Origin of the sequence: Faecalispora sporosphaeroides DSM 1294 (assembly GCA_000383295.1) — a bacterium.
GTDB lineage: Bacteria > Bacillota > Clostridia > Oscillospirales > Acutalibacteraceae > Faecalispora > Faecalispora sporosphaeroides.
The window spans coordinates 246,565-267,863 of sequence record KB911067.1; the positions used below are offsets into that span (position 1 = coordinate 246,565).

A 21,299-nucleotide genomic window follows, 5' to 3' on the forward strand; every position below is an offset into this window, starting at 1 on the left:
ATGACCATCGATTCCATATTTTACCATTTTATTTCCAGCGCCTGATTAGAAAAGAAAGAAAATCTTTTAAAAAATTGATAAGAATTTGATTAAGTCCGACGCATTTTCAAAATCCGTGAGTTTTGAAACATCTAAATTTTAGTTGTTTCAATTCCTACTGACTCGATAATATTGTTCTTTTTTTATAGCCATTATTTGAATTTTATGAATCCACACAATTCGGGGCCGTTTGCCGCCAGCATTTCATTGCCTGTCGGTATGGGAAAGGCCCCCGACCGCAGTGATATTACCCTGCGATTGGGGGTCTTTCCATAGATCAGGAGGAATCAGAAATGAAAAAAACGGAATGGGCAATCTTAATTATTTTGGCCGTAATAGGCGGCCGGGCCGTGCTTTCGCAGATAATGCTTGTCGAGCAGCTCCTGCTGCATGGGCTTGATATCTGGCACCAGAGCCAGATCGTGCCAGGCCATAAAGGCGACCTCTTCCATAACAACGGCGTTGTGCACCGCCTCCATCGGAGAAGCTCCCCACGCAAACGGCCCGTGGCTGGCCACTAAGACGCCGGGTACTTCACCCGGATCGCGCCCCAGAAAGGTTTCTGCGATGACTTTGCCTGTTTCCAGCTCATAGCGGTCTTTGATTTCCTCCCGCGTCATCGTGCGCGTACAGGGAATTTCGCCATAGAAATAATCGCCCTGCGTAGTGCCCAGCGCGGGGATGCCCCGTTTGGCCTGTGCGAAAATGGTTGCCCACCGGCTGTGCGTGTGCACGATTCCGCCAATGTGGGGAAAGCTTCGGTACAGCTCCAGATGCGTGGGCGCGTCGGAGGAAGGGCGAAGAGCGCCCTCCAGAATTTCGCCGTTGGCAAGGCGCATGACCACCATATCCTCCGGTTTTAACGCGTCATATTCCACCCCGCTGGGCTTAATCACCATCAAACCCGCCCTGCGGTCAACTCCGCTGACATTGCCCCAGGTGAAAGTGACCAGTTTGTAGGCCGGCAGCAGCAGGTTTGCCGCGCAAACCTGCTGTTTTAATTGTTCCAGCATTTTATCCACCCCAGAAAAGGGCATGCCGCCCTTCAATTAATGAAGATGTTCTCATTTTTCTTTTGTGCGCCACACAGAATCCATGAGCAGAAGCTTTTCCTCCAACTCCTCCGGCACGGTGTCCTTTGTAATGTGCACGAACTCAATGTCCATAATCCGTGCAAAATCACGCAGTTGATCCGCCGTTACATCATAGCTCAGGGTGGTGTGGTGTGCGCCGCCCGCGATAATCCAGCACTGCGCGCCGGTTCTTAAATCCGGCATTGGCTTCCACATGACGCGCGCTACCGGAAGATTCGGCATGGTCTGCGTCGGCTGAATGCACTCAATGTCCTGCGCCAGCAGGCGGAAACGCCCCCCCATGTCGATGAGACAGGCGACAACAGCCTTGCCTGGGCGGCCCTCAAACACAAGCCTTGCCGGCGGCTCTTTCCCCCCGATGCCGAGGGGGTGCACTTCGATTCTGGGGCGGTTTGAAGCGACGCTTGGGCATACCTCGAGCATATGGGAACCGAGCGAAAGCTCCTTGCCGCGGGTCAAATCGTAGGTGTAATCCTCCATAAAGGTGGCGCCGCCGCCGAGCCCTTCGCCGATCACCTTCAAAATGCGCGTCATAGCGGCGGCCTTCCAATCGCCTTCCCCGCCGTAGCCGTAGCCCTGCTCCATCAGCCTCTGCGACGCAAGGCCGGGCAGCTGGCGCATCCCGTACAGATCCTCAAATGTATTGGAGAACGCGGTGCAGCCCTCCCGCTCCAGCATTTGCCGCATGGCAATCTCCTCTCGCGCCTGATACCGTACGGCATCCAAAGCATCAGTGGTGACGACATATTTTTCCTCGTACTCCCGCAAAAGCGCGTCTATCTCCGCCGGAGCAACGGCGTCGATCCGCTCCGCCAGCTCGCCGACCGGCCAGGTGTTTACCTGCCAGCCGAACTTGATCTGCGCTTCCACCTTATCGCCCTCAGTAACGGCCACGCTGCGCATATTGTCACCGAAGCGCATCACGCGAAGGCCGCGGCTTTCCTGCACGCCGGCCGCGGCACGCATCCAGCCGGCAATGCTCTGCTGAACCTCCTCATCCTGCCAGTACCCCACCACCACCTTGCGGGGAATGCGCATGCGTGCGCCAATAAACCCGTGCTCCCGGTCGCCGTGGGCGCTCTGGTGCAGGTTCATGTAATCCATATCGATTTCTTCATTCGGAATGGTACGGTTGAATTGTGTATGAAAATGCAGCCACGGCTTTTGCAGCATGCCAAGGCCGTTAATCCACATCTTGGAAGGGCTGAATGTATGGCAAAAGGTGATGATACCCGCGCAGGTATCGTCGTAGTTGGCCTCCTTGATGACCTTGACCGCTCCATCATTTGTTTTAATGATATCCTTGTATTCAATTTGGCAGGGCAGAGCTCCGCTTTGGTTCAGACTTTCCACCATAGTGCGGCAGTCGCTTTCCACCTGGGCCAGCGTTTCGGGCCCGTATAAAAACTGACTGCCTGCCACAAACCAGAACCGATATTCCTTCAGCTTCATAAAAAATCCCTCATTTCTCCAGAGCGACGGGGCGCTCTTTCAGTGTACTGTGAATGGTATGGCTCTCTTTTCGCGCGGATGCGAAAAAGCAAAGGTGGCAATTCCTCTATTTTTTCAGATTTTGCACTGCGGCGCGCTCAATGGGCAGCCCCGCGCGGTAACGCTCCATAAACGCCGCAAAGCCCGCTTCGTCTTTGGGGTTCGGAAGGACGCGCTCGCTTTCTATGGAGGAAAATACCTGCTTTGCAAGAAAATCCTCCAATGTGCGGCCGTTTCCTTTTTCGCGCAGGTAGGCGGCCAGCAGCGCAATTCCCCACGCGCCGCCCTCCCCGGCGGTCTGCATGACGGCCACGGGAGTGTTCAGGGCGGCGGCCAGCAGGGCCTGCCCCGCCCCCTTTGTTTTAAACAGCCCGCCGTGCCCCAGCAGAGTAGTTACGCCAACCTGTTCTACTCTGAGCAAATCCATGCCGATCTTCAGTGTGGCGACCGCCGCATACAGCAGAGTACGGGCAAAGTTTTGAAAGGTCAACTCACTGTCCGGCATGCGCACAAACAAGGGGCGGCCCTGCTCCATGCCGGTGATCGGCTCGCCGGAATAGTAATTGTAAGCCAGCAGCCCGGCGCAGTCCGGCGCCCCCTTGAGCGCCTCGTTATAAAACGCGTCGTACAGCTCGGGCTTTCCCTTTGGAACCCCCAGCGCCGCCAGCGCCTGCGAAAGCACGCGAACCCACGCATCCAGATCGGACGTGCAGCTGTTGCAGTGTACCATCGCCGCCGGTCTGCCGGAGGGCGTTGCAACCATGTCGATTTCAGGGTACACGCGCGACAGCGGGCGCTCGAGGACGATCATGGCGAAAATAGAGGTTCCCGCGGAGAGGTTCCCGGTTTTTTCCGCAACGCTGTTGGTTGCCGTCATTCCGGTTCCCGCGTCGCCCTCGGGCGGGCAGAGGGGGATGCCGGGCAAAAGCCGTCCGCTTGGGTCGAGCAGCAAGGCCCCCTCGGGAGTCAGCGCGCCTGCCGGCTCACCGGCTCGCAGCACCCGGGGGAGCAGGCCGCGCAGCGGCCGGGAAAAGCCGCTTTTTGACGCCAGCGCTTCAAACCGCCTGATTCTTTCTTCGTCGTAGTCTCCCGTTTCACTGTCAATCGGGAATACACCGGAGGCGTCCCCGACACCAAGCACCTTTTCTCCGGTCAGCTGCCAGTGAACGTAGCCCGCCAGCGTGGTGAGAAAGGCGACGCGGTCTATGTGGGCCTCCCCCTCCAGAATCGCCTGGTACAGGTGAGCGACGCTCCAACGCTGCGGAATATTGAACTGAAGCTCCCCAGTTAGAATGGAGGCGGCCCGTTCGGTGGTCACATTGCGCCAGGTGCGGAACGGAACCAGCTGGTTACCGTTTTCATCGAAGGCCAGGTAGCCGTGCATCATGGCGGAAACGCCAAGCGCGCCCGTCGTCGTCAGCGGTATTCCGTAGCGCTCCCGCACCTGCGCGGAAAGGCTGGAAAAGCTGGCCTGCAGCCCCGTCCACACGTCTTTTAGGCGATAGGTCCAAACACCGTTTTCAAACCGGTTCTGCCAGTCGAACCCGCCGGACGCCAGAGGGGCGTAGTCCGGCCCGATTAATACCGCTTTCATGCGGGTGGAGCCAAGCTCTATGCCGAGCGTTGTGTTCCCTTCGGCGATCCACCGCTGGGGGGATTGCCCGGCGCAGGAAATTTGTTTCATAGGATTCCTCCTCAAGAGCGCGGGCCTGTGGCCGCCGCAGGGAAAAGCAGACCCGGCAGGCGGCAGGCCGGCATAAACTCAGTGTGGCGCGTTCTTTTTCTTGTGTGAAAAAATAATGCTTTGCAGAACGATAAAGAAACAGAGCAGCGACGACAGGGCAATGCGCACCCACCAGCTGGAGAGTGTGCCCTGCGTGGTGATCAGGCTCGAAATGGTGCCCTTGATCAACACGCCGAACAGGGTGCCAACGGGGTTGCCCACGCCGCCCGAAAGCAGTGTTCCGCCGATGACGGAAGCGGAGATCGCGTCCATTTCAAGGCCCTTTGCCTGCTCCACAAAGCCGGCACAGCTGTTGAGGGTGAACAAAAAGCCGCCCAGCCCCACCAGAAAGCCGTTGAGCAGGTATGCCTGGAATTTGGTGCGGCGCACATTCAGCCCCATCATTAAAGAGCTTTGCTGGCTGCCGCCAATGGCGTAAACCCTGCGCCCGAATTTGGTGTATTTCAGCGCCACGGCAATCACAACCAGCGCCGCGAGCGCGATAATGACGGTGGGGTAAATATATGCGGGCTGAAAAACGCCCCGTTTGTTATGTGTGCCGATCGGCAGATAAATTTTATAGTTGGCCCACGCAAGAAAGGTTTCGTTTTTAATTGAAATCATCTGTGTGCTGACGACGGCCGTCATGCCGCGGCCAAAAAACAGCCCGGCCAGCGTAACGATAAACGGCTGAATGTCCAGATACGAGATCAGGTAGCCCTGCACAAGGCCGAAGGCGAGCCCGATGAGCAGGGAGACGGCGAGCGCGGTGCAGGCGCCGGACCCGGCAACCTCCATCAGGTAGGCGGAGGCCATGGCCACAAGGGCCGTGACCGAACCGACCGAAATATCTATGCCGCCGGTGATCATGACAAGCGTCAGGCCCAGCGAGATCACGATCAGGCCCGCGTTGGAGATAAACAGGTTCAGAAACATCTGCGGCTTGGCAAAGCCCGCGTCGGCAAAAACAATCATTCCCGCCGCGTACATCAGCACAAACAGGCCGATGGTGACCGCCAGAAGAAAGCCGGTGTCGTTGAAACGGAGCTTCTTTTTCACGATGCGGCTCCCTCCTTTCGGCTTGCGGCGGTGTTCTGCCGCAGCTTTGCCCGAAGGTCGCGGAATTTCTGCTGGAACACGGGGCTTTGCAGCACCACGATGAGAATGACCACAATGGCTTTGTATACCGGCAGCTGGTCGGAAGAAATCATCATCGCGTACAGCGTGGTGGTCAGCGCCTGAATGGTGTAAGCGCCGATCACGGAACCCATCAGGCTGAATTTGCCGCCGGAAAGCAGGTTTCCCCCCAGAGCGACCGCCAAAATCGCGTCCATTTCCAGATTCAGGCCGATATTGTTCGCGTCTGCGGAATAGATGCGGCTCGAGGCCACAAACCCGGCAAGGCCCGCCAGAAGGCCGCAGATGACGTAGGTGATGAATTTGATTCGGGTCGCGTTCAGGCCGACGATGCGCGCCGCGCTGCTGTTGATTCCGACGCTCTCCACATACAGGCCGAGCGCCGTGAATTTGAGCACGAGCATCACCAGAATCACGGTGCCCGCGGCAAAGAAAATAGGGGTGGGAATCGGGCAGCCGGGGATGTAGCTGCCGTAAAGCTTATATTCCTCCACGCGGATGTAGGTGATTTGCCCGCGGGTGATCAGCTGGGCGATTCCGCGCCCGGCGGTAAACAGAATCAGTGTTGCCACCATGGGCTGAATGTTCAGCCGCGCTACCAGAAGGCCGTTGAAGGCGCCGCACAGCATGGATACCAGAAGCGCCGCGGCCACCGCCAGGAGCAGCGGATTTTGGAACGCGGTGATGGAAACCTCTCCGCCCGAAAGGATCTGGCAGCAGACGGCGGCAGACACCGCCATCACCGCGCCGACGCTGATATCCTGCCCGCCGGAGGCAGCCGTGACAAACGTCATGCCGATGGCCAGAATCACCAGCTCGGAGGCCCGGTTGACGACATCCACCACATAGCCGTACAAAATGCCGTTGCTGTAAGATACCTCAAAAAAATCCGGCGTCTTGATCACGTTGGCCAACAGGACTACGGCAAGGAACACGATGGGTAAAAACAGGTGGTGCCCGGTTATTCGGCGCAGGGTATCAGACCCCTTTGCCCCTTTATTGTTCATTGTCCGATCCCCCCCCTGCGATGGTGTGCATGATTTTTTCCTGCGACAGGTCGCCGCCGGTCAGCTCGCCGACCTTTTCGTGGTCGCGCATGACGATCATGCGCGAGCAGGTGCGCAGCATTTCTTCGATCTCAGAGGAAATGAAGGCGATGCTCATTCCCTGCTCCGACAGCTGAAGCATCAGCTTTTGAATCTCCGTTTTGGTGCCGATGTCGATGCCGCGCGTCGGTTCGTCCAAAATCAGGAATTCGGGGTTCGTCAGAAGCCACCGCCCGATGATCACCTTTTGCTGGTTCCCGCCGGAAAGGCTTTTGATCGACGTTTCGCGCCCGGCGGTTTTAATCTGAAGCAGACCGATGTATTTGTCGGCGAAATTCTCCATCTCCCTGCGGCCCATGGGGTGAAAAATTCCCTTTTTGGTTTGCAGGGCAATAATGATGTTCTCCCGCACCGACAGATCGGCAAAGATACCGTCGCGCTTTCTGTCCTCCGGCAGATAGGCCATGCCGTGCATCATCGCTTGAAGCGGCGTATCGATTTTGACGGGTTTGCCCCTCAGCTTCAGGGTGCCGCCGTCGGGCCGGTCGGCCCCGTAGAGGGTGCGAACCAGCTCACTGCGCCCCGAGCCCAGCAGCCCGGTAAACCCGACCACCTCGCCCGGGTAGCAGCAAAGATTGAACGGCTTTACGCGCCCCTGGCAGTACAGGCCCTGCGCCTCGAGCAAGGGGGCCTGCTGCCGGGAATCCCGCTCGGTTTCCTTCATGGATTTGATCTGGGCCAGGTCGTCGAAATCCTTCCCCAGCATTTTGGCTACCAGCTGCAGGCGCGGCAGCTCGGCTGTGAGGAATTCCCCCACCAGCTCACCGTTGCGCAGCACGGTAATCCGGTCGCACACGGCGTACACCTGCTCCAGAAAATGCGTTACGAAAATAATTCCCACGCCCTGCTCTTTCAGGCGGCGCATCAGTTCAAACAGCTTTTCTACCTCGTCGTCGTCGAGCGAAGAGGTCGGTTCATCCAGAATCAACACCTTGCACCGCATATCCACCGCGCGGGCAATTGCAATCATCTGCTGAATCGCAATGGAGCAGTCACCCAGCTGGCGGGTGGGCTCTACCGCAACCTCCAGGCGTTCCAGCAGCTCGCCGGAGCGACGGTACATTTCTTTCCAGTCGATCAACCCCCTTTTGCGCGGCTCCCGGTCAATGAACAGGTTTTCCGCCACAGTCAGGTTCGGGCACAGATTGATTTCCTGGTACACGGTGCTGATTCCCCTGCGCAGCGCCTCCTGCGGGGAACGAATCATGGCCGGCTCCCCGCCGTCCAGGCAAACCTCGCCGCGGTCCATGGCGTACACGCCGGTCAGCACCTTGATGAGGGTGGATTTTCCCGCACCGTTTTCACCCATCAGGGCATGGATTTCGCCTTTGCGCAGGGTAAAGTCTACGTTTTGCAGCGCCTTTACACCCGGAAAAAGCTTTGTGATTCCTCGCATTGTCAAAACAATGTTTTCTTCCATGGGTCGCCACCTGCTTTCGGAATATAAAAGGACAAAGAAGTGGCGCGCAGCTCCGGAACATTACCCGGATGCTCCGCACCACCTGAAGTTTCTCTTTGCCAGAAAAATTTGCGGTTAAAATCAATAGGCGCGCGCGTCGATGACGGCCTGTGTGATGGTGTTGGCGTCGAACGCGGTTTCATCCACATAAGCGAGCTTCTGCGGGGTTTTGCCGGCCTTCAGCTCTTTGATGATCGATTCCACGCGGGGGCCGTGCAGCGGGTTACATTCCACGTTATAGTTGATTTTGCCCTTGAGAGTGGCTTCGAGCCCGGCTTTTGTGGAGTCGAAGGAGATGACGGTAATGTCGCCGCCCTTTCCGGCCTTTTTGCCGGCGGCCTCAATTGCGTCGATCGCGCCGAACGCCATATTGTCGTTCTCGCAGTAAACAACATCGATCTTATCGTTCTGCTTCAGAAGGCTCTCCATAACCTCCTGGCCCTTGGCCTGGGTGAATTCTCCGGTCTGCTGGGCGACCAGCTTCCAGCCGGGATTCGCCTTCACGCCGGCCTCAAGGCCTTCGGTACGGCCGATCTGAGCAGAAGAGCCGATGGTGCCCTGAAGATGTACGATATGGAGCTCCTTCTTATCTTTCAGGTTATCCTGCATCCACTTTACGGCGGTGTCACCTTCCTTGCGGAAGTCGGAACCGACCCAGCAGGTGAACAGGCTGTCGTCGGAAACATCGATCATGCGGTCTACGATGATCACGGGAATTCCGGCGTCCTTCGCCTCTTTCAGAACGGTATCCCAGCCGGTTTCGGTAACGGGGGCCAGAACGATGTAATCCACTTCCTGCTGAATAAAATTGCGGATCGCGGTGATCTGATTTTCCTGCTTTTGCTGTGCGTCGTCAAAAATGAGCTTGTAGCCGTTGGCCTCGGTAAAGGTTTCTTTCATGGAGGCGGTGTTGGCCGTGCGCCAATCTGATTCTGCGCCCACCTGCGAAAAGCCGACGACGGTCATATCGCCGGAATCGCCGCCGGCCGCCTTACCAGCCGTTGAATTTGCCGGAGCAGCCGCGGAGCTGTTGGCGGCGGAGCCGCTGCAGGCCGCAAAGCTCAAAGCCATTGTCATAGCCAGAAGAACAGATAACAACTTTTTCATACATTTTCTCCTCCTAAATTGTTTTGAGAAAGAACCGCGAATTGGAATGACCGTTTCTCTGTTGCTGTTGCTTGCATTATACACAGCAAAATCGGGAAAGGCCATGGATATTTTTATGTGTTTTGTTTTATTTCTTTGGATTATCCGAAATATTTTTGGAAAAGTTGATTTTTTTCTTATTCCAGTTGATTCTGTTTCGGAATTCTCACAAAAACGGTGGTTCCCGCATTTTTTTCGCTCCGGAAGGTCAGCCCGTAAGCCTCGCCGCAATACAGCCGCAGGCGCTGCTGCACGTTGGACAGCCCGAAGCCCTTGAGCCGGTTTTCCCGTATGCGGTTTTGCAGCGCGCCGAGCTGTTCCTCCGACATGCCAATCCCGTTGTCTTCCACGCTGATCACAATGTCGCCGCCCTCTTCGCGCCCGCGGATGACAATTCTGCCCCGGGAGCGCTTGTGTTTGATTCCGTGATAGATGGCGTTTTCCACCAGAGGCTGGAGCGTCAGCTTCGGGATGGAGTACGGGAACAGGGACTCGGGCAGATCGATTTCATAATCCATGATATCGCTGTAGCGAATTTGCTGAATTTCGAGGTAGCTGCGAATCTGCTTCTGCTCTGTTTCAATGTTGATCACGTCCTTCCCCTTGCTCAGAGAGTTTCGGAACAGACTGGAAAGACTCGTCACCATCTGGATGACCTCGCGGTTGCGCTGTGTTTCTGCCAGCCAGACGATGGAGTCGAAGGTATTGTACAGAAAATGGGGGTTGATCTGCGCCTGAAGCAGTTCCAGCTCGGTACGACGCAGGGTCATCTGCTCGTTTTTGATGCGGACGAGCAGCGATTGAATCCGCTCGGCCATTTCATTGAAGCAATCGTCCAGCGTCTTGATTTCGATGCTCTTCGTGGGAATGGGCTCCACATGGAATTCCCCGTTGCCAAGGCAGCGCGCCTTTTTGCACAGCCGGTCAATTGGGTCTGTAATGCGCCGGGAAAACCGGAGGGAGGAGAGAACGATCATGAAAGCGATGACGGTTGAAAATGCGATCGTACCCAGAATCGCGGTAAACACGCTCGTGTTAATCTCCTGCTGCAGCTGCGACAACAGCCGGATTTCGTTGTAAATATAATCGTGCATGTACCGCTCGATCAAAGCGGTGATGATGTAAATGTTGTTTTCAAGCTGAACCATGCGGTCGTCGTAGCTCCTGGTCTCGGAGATGGTCACCATGCACTCCTCCAGCCGCTTGCACAGATTCAGCATGGAGTTCAGCCGCCACCGGTCGTCGGACTGCGTGGTGGTTTTCATCAGACGCCGCAGAATTTTTTCGGCCTCCTCCACATCCTCCAGCGGCAGCTCCTGCTTTTGGCTGGGACCGACAACGTAGTAATACATTTCGAGGTCGAGCTTTTTCTTGAATTCATTGTTGAACTCCGCAGCGGTGTTGGCGTTCTGCAAAGATTCCTTGTACTCCTGGTTGAAAAACAGCAGCATGGCAAACAGAAAGGTGATGACGAAAAGAAACCCCAGCACCACGCCTGCCAGCAGCCGCTTGAGCTGGCTTTTCAGGCTGACCGGCTGGCGGTTCAGGTTTGGGAATCCGGCGGGGGCCATTATTTCTCCCCCTTCCCGTTTCGGTAGTCGCGCGGGGACAGTCCGTTCACCTTTTTGAACAGAAAGCTGAAATAATGGGGGTCGTTGTACCCGACCGACCGCGCGATCTCGCTGCTGCTTTTGCCGGTGCAGCGCAGCAGGTCGCGCGCGTTTTTCATGCGGGTTTCCGTCAGGTACTCGACAAAGGTTTTTCCGGTTTGCTGGCTGAAAACGGTGCTGAAATGCGTGGCGCTCACATTGGCCACCCGGGCCACCGTGTTCAGGCCGATCTCCGGGTCGGAGTAATTTTCGTCTATGTATTCCAGCACCTTCCGCATCATTTCACGGTGCCGGTCGGTGACGACGCTGTCGCGGTAGCGGATGGTCTCGCGGAACAGCTCCGACACATAGCTCTGCATATCGGCGAGCGAGCAAATTGCCGTCTCCAGCTTCTGCTGAAGCTGCGGAAAGCGGTCGGGGGCGAGGCCTTCCCGGCCCAGGCCGTCCCAGAAGGCGCTGACGGTGAAGTGAATGTTCAGCAGCACGTAATGGCGGAACAGCGCGGAATTCAGCCCGGCGGAGCCGAAGCTGTTGAAATAATCCTCCGTAAAGGCGTCCGCATCCTCCAGAAGGCCGTTCATCAGGAATTTGCGGATGATCTGCTGATCCATTTTGCTGGCGTCCAAATCGTTGGGGTTAAAGTCCAGCACAGACTTCGTCTGAGCATGCGCCTCTGCAGCCGGGTCGGACGAAAGCGTGCGAAACAGCTTCTTACGGGCCAGGCGGTAGCATTCGGCAAGGCTGCTCAGCCGGGGCACGGGCTGGCCCGTCACCACAGTCCAGCGGGGAGCCTGCTCTGCCGAGCGGCAGATTTGCCCGAGCGCCTTCGCACAGCGCAGCGCGGTTTCTTCGATTCTGTCGTCATCCGCCTTAATCAGGAAGGCGGTCATCTCAATTCCCGCGCCGAACGGGATGATATCCGGCTCCTCCGAAAAGACCCGCTCGATCTGATCCTGAATACTGGCCGAGGAGGCTGTATAGTTGCTGTGCAGCAGATCCTCCTCCAGCATCAGCAGCACCAGATTGTACGTCATAGCCGAAAGGCTGATCCCGATTTTTTCCGCCCGCTCCAGAATCTGCGGAATCGGCGTTTTGCCCGAGACGAGCAGATCAAACAGAGAGCGCCGCGAGGAGGAGAGGTATTCCTGCACCTCCTTGCTGAACTGCGCATGGTACTGCTCGGACTGTACGATCTTATCCTTTTTCTTTTTCAGCTGCAGCAGTACCTCTACCAACTGATCTTTGGAGAGCGGCTTGAGCAGGTATTGGCTGACGCCGATTTCAATCGCCCTTTTGGCATAATTGAAATCATCGTATCCGCTCAGAATGATGATCAGTGTGTCGGGCATATTTTTTTTAATCAAATAGCTCAGAGCAAGTCCGTCCATAAAAGGCATGCGGATATCTGTGATGACAATATCGGGCTTATCCTTTTGAATCAGCGGCCAGGCCAGCTCGCCGTCGGCGGCTTCCCCCACAAATCGAAAGCCGTATTCCTCCCACTCCACCAGATGCTTGATTCCTTCGCGAATCAGCTGTTCATCCTCTACCAGAAACACACGATACATGCAGTGATACCCCCATCAACATTTTCAGTACCGGCAGGCGATTTCTGCGCTTTTGCGCAAATCGAACCGGTACGCGGGCAGGTTTCTTCCGCGAGCTTCGCAAAAGAAACCGTAATTTCCGTTTTTTGGAAATTGTTTTGTTTATAATATACAATAATATTTTATAAAAGTAAATCATAGTACCGCGAAAACACGAGTGGAGTGTTAAATTTGTGATACGACGCGCGGCGCAGGAGAGAACCCTGCTCAGAAAATCGCCTGAGGCATACGAGCGGGGGCAACGACCTTTCGACGCGCGTCCCCGCGCGGAAAACGGCGCGACAAAACGAATTGAAAGCAGCTCTTTGCCTGCTGCGGCGGGCCGGAGGAGTCCCATTCCCCGGTATGTTTGGCGGCTTCGGCCGACCGTGTGAGGATAAAATTTGCCGTGGAATCCTTCGGCTCCGCGGCAGCCCTCGACAAAAGAATACAAAAATACGCCTTGAGCGGGCTTTTAACCACCGCTCAAGGCGCATTTTTTGATTCAGGCTGATTTCTTGTACCGTACTCTTACCGGCACAACTCCCCCTGCGAAATCCATCTCTCAGCTGGAATTCCGCTTTTTCTCTCTGGTCAAATCCAGCACGCTGTCCATCAGGCTCAACAGCTCAAGTTCGCTGCGAAAGGCGCTTTCCTTATCGCCCTCCAGCCAGTGCAGATTTCCCTGCCAGGTAGCAGCATTGCGGTACAGCACATTTACGACGAAGGTTGCCTTTTCCTCTTTCATCCCGGTTCTCTCCCATTTACGCTCCCGATTTTCCCATACCCTTACTACTGCAATCATATAAAATTATATTTCTCTTGTCAAACTCCGTTATTTGCATAATGGTGCGGTGGAGGCCCCGACCAACGAGATCAGGTCGGCGGGGGCAAGCTCCACCTGCGTGCCGATTTTACCGCCGCTGACAATGACGGTGGGCAGCTGCAAGCACGATTCATCGATCACGGTTCGGAACTGCTTCTTCATGCCGATCGGTGAGCACCCGCCGCGGATATACCCCGTAACCTGGTTGATCTCGCTGACATGAATCATCTCCACCGATTTTTCAGAGACCGACTGTGCCGCCGCTTTCAGGTTCAGCTCCCGCTCCACCGGAATGACAAACACATAAAAATTCTTGCTGGCGCCGCGCGTCACAAGCGTTTTGAACACCTGCTCCACCGGCTGATTCAGCTTATGCGCCACAGAGACGCCGTCGATGAGACCGTCCTCGTGAGAATAAAAATAAAACTGATACGGAATCTTTTCCTTATCCAGAATCCGCATCACATTCGTTTTATGTTCCTTTGCCAATTGAATGACTTCCTTTCCAAAATACGGTGCCGCGCCATAGCACCCCACGCGAATGCGGGCAGCCGCGCCGAAGCGGCTGCCCGCACTGCGAAAGGCAGGATTACTCCACAATTTTCCACTTAATGCCCTGGGGGGTATCCTCCAGAACCACATGGCGGGCTTTCAGCTCGTCGCGAATGCGGTCGGCGGTGGCCCAGTCCTTGTTTTTGCGCGCCTCGGTGCGCTGCTGAATCAGTGCCTCAATCTCCTCATCCAGCGACTGATCCTTTCTCTGGTACAGCAGGCCCAGCACATCCGCCAGCTCGTTGTACAGCGCCAAGGCCGCGCTGTACAATTCCTTGCTCTTTTCGCCGGGGATCAGGTTGGTGTTGATCTCGCGGGCCAGGTCAAACAGCACCGAAATCGCGTCGGCCGTGTTCAGGTCGTCGTCCATCGCGGTGATGAAGCGCCGGCGGAACGAATCGAGCGCATCGATCTGCTCCTGCTCACCGTCCTTCAGGCCCTCGGGCGCGTTGTCGCGGGCAAACGTCAGATTGTCGCGGCAGTTATAGAGACGATCCAGAGCGGATTTGCACTGCTCAATGATCTCCACGCTGTAATTGATGGGGCTGCGGTACTGCGACGAAACCATCAAAAAGCGGATCGGCTCATAGCCGTATACGTTCGCGACCTCCCGCACGGTGAAGAAATTGTTCATCGATTTGCTCATCTTATGGTTGTCTACATTGATGTAGCCGTTGTGCATCCAGTAATGGGCAAAGGGAACGCCGTTGCAGCACTCGCTCTGGGCGATCTCGTTTTCGTGGTGAGGGAAGATCAAATCCTGCCCGCCGCAGTGAATATCGATCGTGTCGCCCAAAAAGCGGCGCGCCATGGCGGAGCACTCAATGTGCCAGCCGGGGCGGCCCTTGCCCCATGGGGAATCCCAGCTCGGCTCGCCGGGCTTGGCGGACTTCCACACAGCAAAGTCCATCGCGTCCTCTTTCACCTCGTCCACGCTGATGCGCGCACCGGCCTGCAGGTCATCCAGCGGCTGGTGCGACAGCTTCCCGTATTCATCGAACTTCTTGGTGCGGAAATACACGTCGCCGTTGGGGGCGGCATAGGCGTAGCCCTTTTCCACCAGAGTGCCGATGATTTGCAGGATATCCTCCATGGTTTCGGTCGCCCGCGGATGAACCGTTGCGGGGCGCACATTCAGGCCCTTGGCATCGGTTTTGTATTCCTCAATATATTTGCGCGAAACGGTCAGGTAATCTGTTTGCTCTTCATTTGCCTTGCGGATGATTTTGTCGTCAATATCCGTAAAATTCTGAACGTAGGTCACCTTCAGGCCGCGGTACTCCATATAGCGGCGCAGAACATCAAACACGCAGATCGGTCTGGCGTTGCCGATATGGATAAAATTGTACACGGTGGGGCCGCAGGCATAAATTTTTGCTTCTCCCGCTTTGATCGGGACGAACTCTTCCTTTTGTCTTGTGAGCGTATTATAAATTTTCACAGAAAACCTCCCGCGCAGTTGCGCCGTCATTCTATTTTTATCTTCGTCTTCGGGCCGCCCTTTCATTCACGAATCCTTTTTATTTGTTCGCTCTTTCTGGCAGGATTCCAGGCGGTCCATCAGCAATTCAACCTGCATGCCGAGCGCCGTGCAGACATTCTGCAGATCGGCCATCTCCTGCTCGACGGGGTCGGACACGTTGATCTGATCCAGTTCGTAGGACTTCTCTCCATTGATGCGCACGATCCTTGCCGGTACGCCTACGGCGGTTGCCCCCGGGGGCACCTCGCTGAGCACGACGGCGCCGGCCGCCACACGGGCATTGTCCCCCACCTTAAACGGGCCCAGAATCTTTGCGCCGGAGCCCACCATCACATTGTTGCCGAGGGTTGGGTGGCGCTTGCCGTGATCTTTACCGGTTCCGCCCAGAGTCACCCCCTGGTACAGCGTGCAGTAATCGCCGATCTCGGCCGTTTCGCCGATTACCACGCCCATACCGTGGTCGATAAACAGCCCTTTGCCGATTTTGGCCGCGGGGTGAATCTCCACCCCGGTTTTATGGCGTGCCCGCTGAGAGACATATCTGGCGATCAGCTTCATGTTATGGCGATAAAACCAGTTAGCCAGGCGGTAGGAACGCACAGCCCGAAATCCCGAATACAGCAGAAACACCTCTAACCGGGTTCTGGCTGCGGGATCCCGATCCATAATAGAATCCAGCTCTTGTTTTAAATTTTTGAACATACCCGATTCCTCCATTATGGCGATACAATTTGTAATCACTGACAAAACGGCAATAAAAAACACCTCTCGTCCCCCACAGGGGACGGAGGCGGCAAATTCCGCGGTTCCACTCCGTTTTATCACTCAGAGGCCGTAACGGTGCCTGACCGTGCAGAGATACTGAGCGCGCGTCAAGGCGTCTGTTCCCCCTGCCTGCTTTCCGTGTTGCGGAACACGGGCGCATGTTCGCCGAACTCCCCGCAAAAAGCGCTTGCAGCCGGTGGCGCTTTCTCTCTGTTGCGTTTGTTTCGGGTACTTCTCCCGTTTGCAGCATTTGAATACTATTGTATGCAGCTGTGTCAAATTGTTGCCAAGATTCAGTATACAACAAACCCTTCGGCTTGTAAAGGGCCGGACTTTTGCCATTTTAGCCGTATATTTTTATCTTAAAAGAAATAAAGCTGTATTAAATTAGAGATTTCCTCTTATATTCAATCTCTTCATTCTATTTTAGAAAGAAAACAATCTTCATTTCTTGTTTAAACATATATGGTTAATATGTTTTTGTGTGAAAATCCTGAAAAACTTGCCGAGGAGGCTCTTTTTTTACCACCGTGAGTCTTTTCGTCCATGAAGGGATGAATTTTTTCTTTGCGGCTATACCGCGGGGTTTCTGCCGGCGCAGGGCATGCCCCTCGTGCCAGCAGAATTTATATGGAGAACCCGTAAAATGCAAAATAATGATTATGATGAAAGGTCGTTTTCGCGTGAGAACAGCCCGCACACACGCGACGAATGGAGCGTGAAGCGGATGGTTTCCTCAAGCTGCCCCGCGACACATTGTGCAGGTTTAACCTGCCCTGCCAAAAAATAAGCGCCGTACCCTTTGGGGAACAGCGCTTTCGGCCGGGTGACCGGCATCCGCACGCAAACGGCGCGCGCAGAAGCGGCTCTCTTACAGACAAGAGCGGCAGGGCCAAAGCTGCGATGAACTGCCAACATCGCTTTCGCATGAAATTCGGGGGAATGTTCATGAAGGATCCTTCGGCCCGTACCGGGGCTTGCCTGTAAGGCAACAAAAAAGCGCGTGTTACGGAATCCTCCGAATGGGGATACTTCCATAAACACAGCGCCTGTATCATAAGTGCAATACACAACTCCCGCCTTAGTGGGATTCCCATTTTTGCCACAATCCCCCTATACAAAAGGGGAAAAATGAGTTATACTGTGTCTGCATGGTGCGGCTTTGCCGTTGCTTATGGAGGCTGTTTCTCCGTGGGCAGGGGGCAGGGTGTTCCTAGCACCCCGCTCCTGCTTTGCACTTTAAGTGCCTTACGAGATTATCCTACCATTATTTGGAATTTTTTGCAAGATAAAATACGGATATGAGAAAAATTGTCACATGGGAATAAACCGCGCCGGATTTTCAAAAATCCGGCGCTTTTTTTTGCGGGTTTTCCCCGCAAAAGCAGGCTGTGCCCGAACACGCTTTTCCATCGTGATCAAAAAAAGCTCCCCTCTGTAAAGAAGAAAGCCTTTTCCAATTGGGTTACCCCGCCGTTTTCACAATGTGCCAGTTCTGTTTTAAATAGATCGCTCCGGATACCACAGCAAGAACCGTGGCAATCAGAATCAGCAGCTGCCCCACCAGCATGGCACTCTGCTCCGTGATTCCGAGCGGATACGACGAGAACGCTATGGTCAGCTCTAAGAAATACTGAAGCAGCAGCACAACCAAAATCGCGATGATCTGGCTGACGGTTTTGGCCTTGCCCCAGTTGTTCGCGGCAATCACCTGCCCTTTGTCCGCCGCCACAAGGCGGATGGACGTAACCATGAATTCGCGCGCGATGATCAGCAGCACCATCCAGACATTGGCCAGGTGCAGCTCCACAAAGCAGACCAGCGCGGAGATGACCAGCACCTTATCCGCAAGCGGATCCATGAATTTTCCAAAATCCGTGATCTGGTTATTCTTTCGCGCCAGCATTCCGTCCAGATGGTCGGTATATGACGCCACAGCAAACAGGATCGCCGCAATCAGGTAATGGTGCGGCAGCGCCGGGGCCAGCAATACCGCCACAAAAAACGGGACCAGTATGAGGCGGAACATGGTCAGCTTGTTGGGCAGATTCATAACAGCTCCTCCACTTCCCCAATCAAATCGCATTCAATAAAATTCGTGATTTTCACACGGGCGAACTGCCCGGGGGATGGTTTTTGCTCCTTTGCGAAGAAGAACACCTTGCCGTCAATCTCGGGCGCGTCCTGCTCGCTGCGCCCGAACCAACACTCCGCGTAGCGGTCATAGCCCTCGGTCAGAACCGTGATGGTTTCCCCGATCTCTTTCTGACACTGCTCCTCCATGATGCGCATCTGCTGCTCCATCAGAAGGTCGCGGCGGTGCAGCTTGACCTCTTCATCGATCTGGTTCGGCATTTTTGCCGCGGCGGTGCCTTCCTCCCGCGAATAGGCGAAGCAGCCCATGCGGTGGAACCGGATCTCCTTGACGAACTCGGAAAGCTCCGTGAAATCCTCCTCCGTTTCGCCGGGGAAGCCGGTGATCAGCGTGGTGCGCAGCGTAATGCCCGGCACCCTCCCGCGGATTTTGTGAAGCAGCGCCGTAATGGACTGCCGGTCGCCGCCGCGGTACATGGATTTGAGCATGCGGCCCGACACGTGCTGAAGCGGCAGGTCGATATACTTTACAACCTTTTTCTGCCGGGCCATTGTGTCCAGCAGCTCATCGGTAATATAATCCGGATAACAGTATAGCAGACGAATCCAGCGTAACCCGTCGATTTCGCAGAGCTGGTCGAGCAGCGCCGGCAGCATCAGGCGGCCGTAAAGGTCTTCGCCATAACGGCTGGTATCCTGCGCAATCAGGATCAGCTCCTTCGTACCGTCCGCCGCAAGGCCTTTGGCCTCCTCCACAATGCTTTCCATCGGGCGGCTGCGGTAGCGCCCGCGGATCATGGGAATGGCACAGTAGGCGCAGCGGCTGTCGCAGCCCTCCGCCACCTTGATGTACGAATAATAGCTGGGGGTGGAGTGAACGCGCTCGCCGTACAGCGGCAGGCGGTTCTTCGGCGGAAAGGACTCGGGGTTCTGCCCCCCGAGCGTTTGGCGGATAATGTCGGCAATCTCCGTATTGGCGCCGATGCCGATCACCGCGTCCGCCTCGGGCAGCTCCTTGCGGATCTCCTCACGGTAACGCTCCGCCATACAGCCCGTGACCACAATGGCGCGAATCTGCCCCTCCTGCTTGAGCTTGGCCAGCTCGAGGATTTCGTCGATCGACTCCTGCTTTGCGTCGTCGATAAACCCGCAGGTATTTACGATCGCGACATCGGCCAGCGCCGCGTCGTTCACCAGACAGAAGCCCTCGTTTTTCAGGGTCGCCATCATCATTTCTCCGTCTACCCGGTTTTTTGCGCAGCCCAAGCTGACCATTCCCACTGTTATTGCCATATTTGCTCCTCATCCAATTCTATGGTTTCATCCAGACAGCGCAGCGCCTGCCGAATCTCCGGCAGGCGGTACCCCATCCTTTGCAGGGCGTTCACCGCTCTGCGCCGCTGTTTTTCATCCCTTGCGGCAAGGGGGTATTTCTTTTGCAGCAGCTGCCGGATTTTCTCCTCCGGCGGCGGGGCCAGCTCACCGACGATCTCCTCTGCCAGGGCAGGGTCTACCCCTTTACGGCACAGCTCCAGCCGCGCGCGGGACGACGAAAAGCCCTTTCGCCCCAACAGCTCCCCGGCCAGCTGCCGCCCGCAGGCGGCGTCATCGAGAAGCCCGAGCTCCTCCATGCGGTCGGCGGCCGATTTTGCCGCTTCGGGCGGGAAATCGCGGCGCAGCTTTTCTTCCAGCTCTCTTTTAAAATGTGCCCTGTGCTCCAGCAGATACAGCGCCTTTTCTCTGGCGCGCACCTCATTGGACTGCTGACAAAGGCGGTACAGCTCCTCGTCGGAAAGCGCCGCCCCCACACGCACCCCCTCCCGGTAAAGAACACCGGAATCCAGCTCCATGGCCGGTTCTCCGTCCAGCACCAGCAGGGAAAGGCCCTTTCGATGGGGCCGGATCGCCGTGATCAGCATCAGTCATCCACCAGAATATCGATATTCGCCTTGGAGGATGCTCTGCCGGAAGCCGCGGGCTTTGCCGGCGGAGCCGCAGGCTCGGCCACAACCGGCTTGGCCGCCTCGGACGGCGCGGAGGGAGCCGCCGCCTTTTTGGGCGAGCCGGACGCCTTCGAGGGCAGGCGGTCGGCGTTTTCGCGCAGCTTCTGCTCGATCTCCGCCATGAGCTCGGGATTGCTCTTCAGGAACTCCTTGGAATTGTCGCGGCCCTGGCCCAGGCGGGTTTCACCGTAAGAGAACCATGCACCGCTCTTCTGCACAATGTCGAGCTTGGCGGCAAGATCGAGAATCTCGCCCTCGCGGGAAATGCCCTGGCCGTACATCACGTCAAATTCCGCCTCGCGGAACGGAGGCGCGATTTTATTTTTGACCACCTTGGCGCGCGTGCGCGAGCCGATCTGCTCGGTGCCGTTCTTCAGCGTTTCGGTCTTGCGGATATCGATTCGCACGGAAGCGTAAAACTTGAGAGCGCGGCCGCCGGGCGTTACCTCCGGGCTGCCGTAGATGACGCCGACCTTTTCACGCAGCTGGTTGATAAAAATGGCGACGCAGTTCGATTTGGAAATCGCGCCCGCCAGCTTGCGCAGCGCCTGCGACATCAGCCGGGCCTGCAGGCCGACGTGGGAGTCGCCCATGTCGCCCTCGATTTCCGCACGGGGAACAAGCGCCGCGACCGAGTCCACAACAATCACGTCAATCGCGCCGGAGCGCACGAGCGCCTCGGTAATTTCGAGCGCCTGCTCTCCGGTATCGGGCTGAGAAACGAGGAGCGCGTCCACATCCACGCCGAGCGCGCGGGCGTACACCGGGTCGAGCGCATGCTCCACGTCGATAAACGCGGCATAGCCGCCGTTTTTCTGCCCCTGCGCAATGCAGTGCAGCGCCAGCGTCGTTTTACCGGAGGATTCCGGCCCGTACACCTCTACAATACGCCCTCTGGGCAGGCCGCCGATTCCCAGCGCCATATCCAGAGAAAAAGAACCGGTGGAGATCGCTTCCACCTGCATTGCCTGATTCTGCCCCAGGCGCATCACGGCACCCTTGCCGAACTGCTTTTCAATTTGCGCCAGCGCCGTATCCAGCGCCTTGCTTTTGTCCACTGCCATGGAAAAACTCCTCCGCTCCAAAATTGTAATTACCGACCCGCTGGAAAACGCGCCGCCGCCCATCCGTTAAACAGGGCCGCCGAGCAGGCGCGAGCCCGCAGCAACTCACTCCCCCGCCTTG

General features: G+C 56.3%; 19 protein-coding genes. All 19 read right to left on the minus strand.

Annotation, left to right across the window (positions count from 1 at the left end):
- Positions 1–356: 356 nt before the first annotated feature.
- Complete coding sequence (locus tag G340_RS0104800) at positions 357–1,052, minus strand: L-ribulose-5-phosphate 4-epimerase (RefSeq protein WP_027103867.1); 696 nt, start codon at positions 1,050–1,052, stop codon at positions 357–359.
- Positions 1,053–1,103: 51 nt separating this feature from the next.
- Positions 1,104–2,585, minus strand: a complete 1,482-nt coding sequence (gene araA, locus G340_RS0104805) for an L-arabinose isomerase (protein ID WP_020072524.1) — start codon at positions 2,583–2,585, stop codon at positions 1,104–1,106.
- Between the two features lie 106 nt (positions 2,586–2,691).
- Positions 2,692–4,308 (minus strand): xylulokinase, encoded by a 1,617-nt coding sequence (locus G340_RS0104810; RefSeq protein ID WP_020072525.1) that lies wholly within the window; start codon positions 4,306–4,308, stop codon positions 2,692–2,694.
- Between the two features lie 78 nt (positions 4,309–4,386).
- The gene (locus tag G340_RS0104815; RefSeq protein WP_020072526.1) at positions 4,387–5,406 is read right to left on the minus strand and encodes an ABC transporter permease subunit; all 1,020 of its coding nucleotides are present in this window, start codon (positions 5,404–5,406) and stop codon (positions 4,387–4,389) included.
- A complete protein-coding gene (locus G340_RS0104820) occupies positions 5,403–6,491 on the minus strand; it encodes an ABC transporter permease (protein WP_020072527.1) in 1,089 nt (362 codons plus the stop codon). The genes G340_RS0104815 and G340_RS0104820 overlap by 4 nt, the downstream gene beginning before the upstream one ends.
- Positions 6,481–8,010 (minus strand): sugar ABC transporter ATP-binding protein, encoded by a 1,530-nt coding sequence (locus G340_RS0104825; protein WP_020072528.1) that lies wholly within the window; start codon positions 8,008–8,010, stop codon positions 6,481–6,483. The genes G340_RS0104820 and G340_RS0104825 overlap by 11 nt, the downstream gene beginning before the upstream one ends.
- A 120-nt stretch (positions 8,011–8,130) precedes the next feature.
- On the minus strand, positions 8,131–9,156 hold the full coding sequence (locus G340_RS0104830; RefSeq protein ID WP_020072529.1) for an ABC transporter substrate-binding protein: 1,026 nt from the start codon (positions 9,154–9,156) through the stop codon (positions 8,131–8,133).
- Between the two features lie 176 nt (positions 9,157–9,332).
- On the minus strand, positions 9,333–10,766 hold the full coding sequence (locus G340_RS0104835) for a sensor histidine kinase (RefSeq protein WP_020072530.1): 1,434 nt from the start codon (positions 10,764–10,766) through the stop codon (positions 9,333–9,335).
- The gene (locus G340_RS0104840) at positions 10,766–12,373 is read right to left on the minus strand and encodes a response regulator (RefSeq protein ID WP_020072531.1); all 1,608 of its coding nucleotides are present in this window, start codon (positions 12,371–12,373) and stop codon (positions 10,766–10,768) included. The genes G340_RS0104835 and G340_RS0104840 overlap by 1 nt, the downstream gene beginning before the upstream one ends.
- 246 nt (positions 12,374–12,619) lie before the next feature.
- Positions 12,620–12,874: a hypothetical protein gene (locus G340_RS18195; RefSeq protein WP_020072532.1), complete on the minus strand. Its 255-nt coding sequence runs from the start codon at positions 12,872–12,874 to the stop codon at positions 12,620–12,622.
- Positions 12,875–12,956: 82 nt separating this feature from the next.
- The gene (locus G340_RS0104850) at positions 12,957–13,196 is read right to left on the minus strand and encodes a hypothetical protein (RefSeq protein ID WP_326522322.1); all 240 of its coding nucleotides are present in this window, start codon (positions 13,194–13,196) and stop codon (positions 12,957–12,959) included.
- Positions 13,197–13,226: 30 nt separating this feature from the next.
- A complete protein-coding gene (gene ybaK / locus G340_RS0104855) occupies positions 13,227–13,706 on the minus strand; it encodes a Cys-tRNA(Pro) deacylase (protein ID WP_020072534.1) in 480 nt (159 codons plus the stop codon).
- A 100-nt stretch (positions 13,707–13,806) separates the two neighbouring features.
- On the minus strand, positions 13,807–15,210 hold the full coding sequence (cysS, locus tag G340_RS0104860; RefSeq protein WP_027103870.1) for a cysteine--tRNA ligase: 1,404 nt from the start codon (positions 15,208–15,210) through the stop codon (positions 13,807–13,809).
- Positions 15,211–15,276: 66 nt separating this feature from the next.
- Positions 15,277–15,969: a serine O-acetyltransferase gene (gene cysE / locus G340_RS0104865; RefSeq protein ID WP_154653096.1), complete on the minus strand. Its 693-nt coding sequence runs from the start codon at positions 15,967–15,969 to the stop codon at positions 15,277–15,279.
- A gap of 708 nt (positions 15,970–16,677) precedes the next feature.
- Positions 16,678–16,932 (minus strand): hypothetical protein, encoded by a 255-nt coding sequence (locus tag G340_RS17810; protein WP_177309646.1) that lies wholly within the window; start codon positions 16,930–16,932, stop codon positions 16,678–16,680.
- Between the two features lie 550 nt (positions 16,933–17,482).
- A complete protein-coding gene (pgsA, locus tag G340_RS0104875) occupies positions 17,483–18,070 on the minus strand; it encodes a CDP-diacylglycerol--glycerol-3-phosphate 3-phosphatidyltransferase (protein WP_020072538.1) in 588 nt (195 codons plus the stop codon).
- The gene (rimO, locus tag G340_RS0104880) at positions 18,067–19,404 is read right to left on the minus strand and encodes a 30S ribosomal protein S12 methylthiotransferase RimO (RefSeq protein WP_020072539.1); all 1,338 of its coding nucleotides are present in this window, start codon (positions 19,402–19,404) and stop codon (positions 18,067–18,069) included. The genes pgsA and rimO overlap by 4 nt, the downstream gene beginning before the upstream one ends.
- Positions 19,395–20,030, minus strand: coding sequence for a regulatory protein RecX (locus G340_RS0104885; RefSeq protein WP_020072540.1), 636 nt, complete (start codon positions 20,028–20,030; stop codon positions 19,395–19,397). Before G340_RS0104885 ends, rimO begins: the two co-directional genes overlap by 10 nt.
- Positions 20,030–21,178: a recombinase RecA gene (gene recA, locus G340_RS16420; RefSeq protein WP_154653098.1), complete on the minus strand. Its 1,149-nt coding sequence runs from the start codon at positions 21,176–21,178 to the stop codon at positions 20,030–20,032. Before recA ends, G340_RS0104885 begins: the two co-directional genes overlap by 1 nt.
- Positions 21,179–21,299 lie beyond the last annotated feature (121 nt).

Bases quoted from the DNA above. Each gene is read 5' to 3' on its own strand.
- G340_RS0104820 (WP_020072527.1), bottom strand. From the start codon at position 6,491: ATGAACAATAAAGGGGCAAAGGGGTCTGATACCCTGCGCCGAATAACC.
- G340_RS0104800 (WP_027103867.1), bottom strand. From the start codon at position 1,052: ATGCTGGAACAATTAAAACAGCAGGTTTGCGCGGCAAACCTGCTGCTG.
- cysE (WP_154653096.1), bottom strand. From the start codon at position 15,969: ATGGAGGAATCGGGTATGTTCAAAAATTTAAAACAAGAGCTGGATTCT.
- pgsA (WP_020072538.1), bottom strand. From the start codon at position 18,070: ATGAATCTGCCCAACAAGCTGACCATGTTCCGCCTCATACTGGTCCCG.
- G340_RS0104835 (WP_020072530.1), bottom strand. From the start codon at position 10,766: ATGGCCCCCGCCGGATTCCCAAACCTGAACCGCCAGCCGGTCAGCCTG.
- G340_RS0104830 (WP_020072529.1), bottom strand. From the start codon at position 9,156: ATGAAAAAGTTGTTATCTGTTCTTCTGGCTATGACAATGGCTTTGAGC.
- recA (WP_154653098.1), bottom strand. From the start codon at position 21,178: ATGGCAGTGGACAAAAGCAAGGCGCTGGATACGGCGCTGGCGCAAATT.
- rimO (WP_020072539.1), bottom strand. From the start codon at position 19,404: ATGGCAATAACAGTGGGAATGGTCAGCTTGGGCTGCGCAAAAAACCGG.
- araA (WP_020072524.1), bottom strand. From the start codon at position 2,585: ATGAAGCTGAAGGAATATCGGTTCTGGTTTGTGGCAGGCAGTCAGTTT.
- G340_RS0104825 (WP_020072528.1), bottom strand. From the start codon at position 8,010: ATGGAAGAAAACATTGTTTTGACAATGCGAGGAATCACAAAGCTTTTT.
- G340_RS0104885 (WP_020072540.1), bottom strand. From the start codon at position 20,030: ATGCTGATCACGGCGATCCGGCCCCATCGAAAGGGCCTTTCCCTGCTG.
- G340_RS0104810 (WP_020072525.1), bottom strand. From the start codon at position 4,308: ATGAAACAAATTTCCTGCGCCGGGCAATCCCCCCAGCGGTGGATCGCC.
- G340_RS0104850 (WP_326522322.1), bottom strand. From the start codon at position 13,196: ATGATTGCAGTAGTAAGGGTATGGGAAAATCGGGAGCGTAAATGGGAG.
- G340_RS0104840 (WP_020072531.1), bottom strand. From the start codon at position 12,373: ATGTATCGTGTGTTTCTGGTAGAGGATGAACAGCTGATTCGCGAAGGA.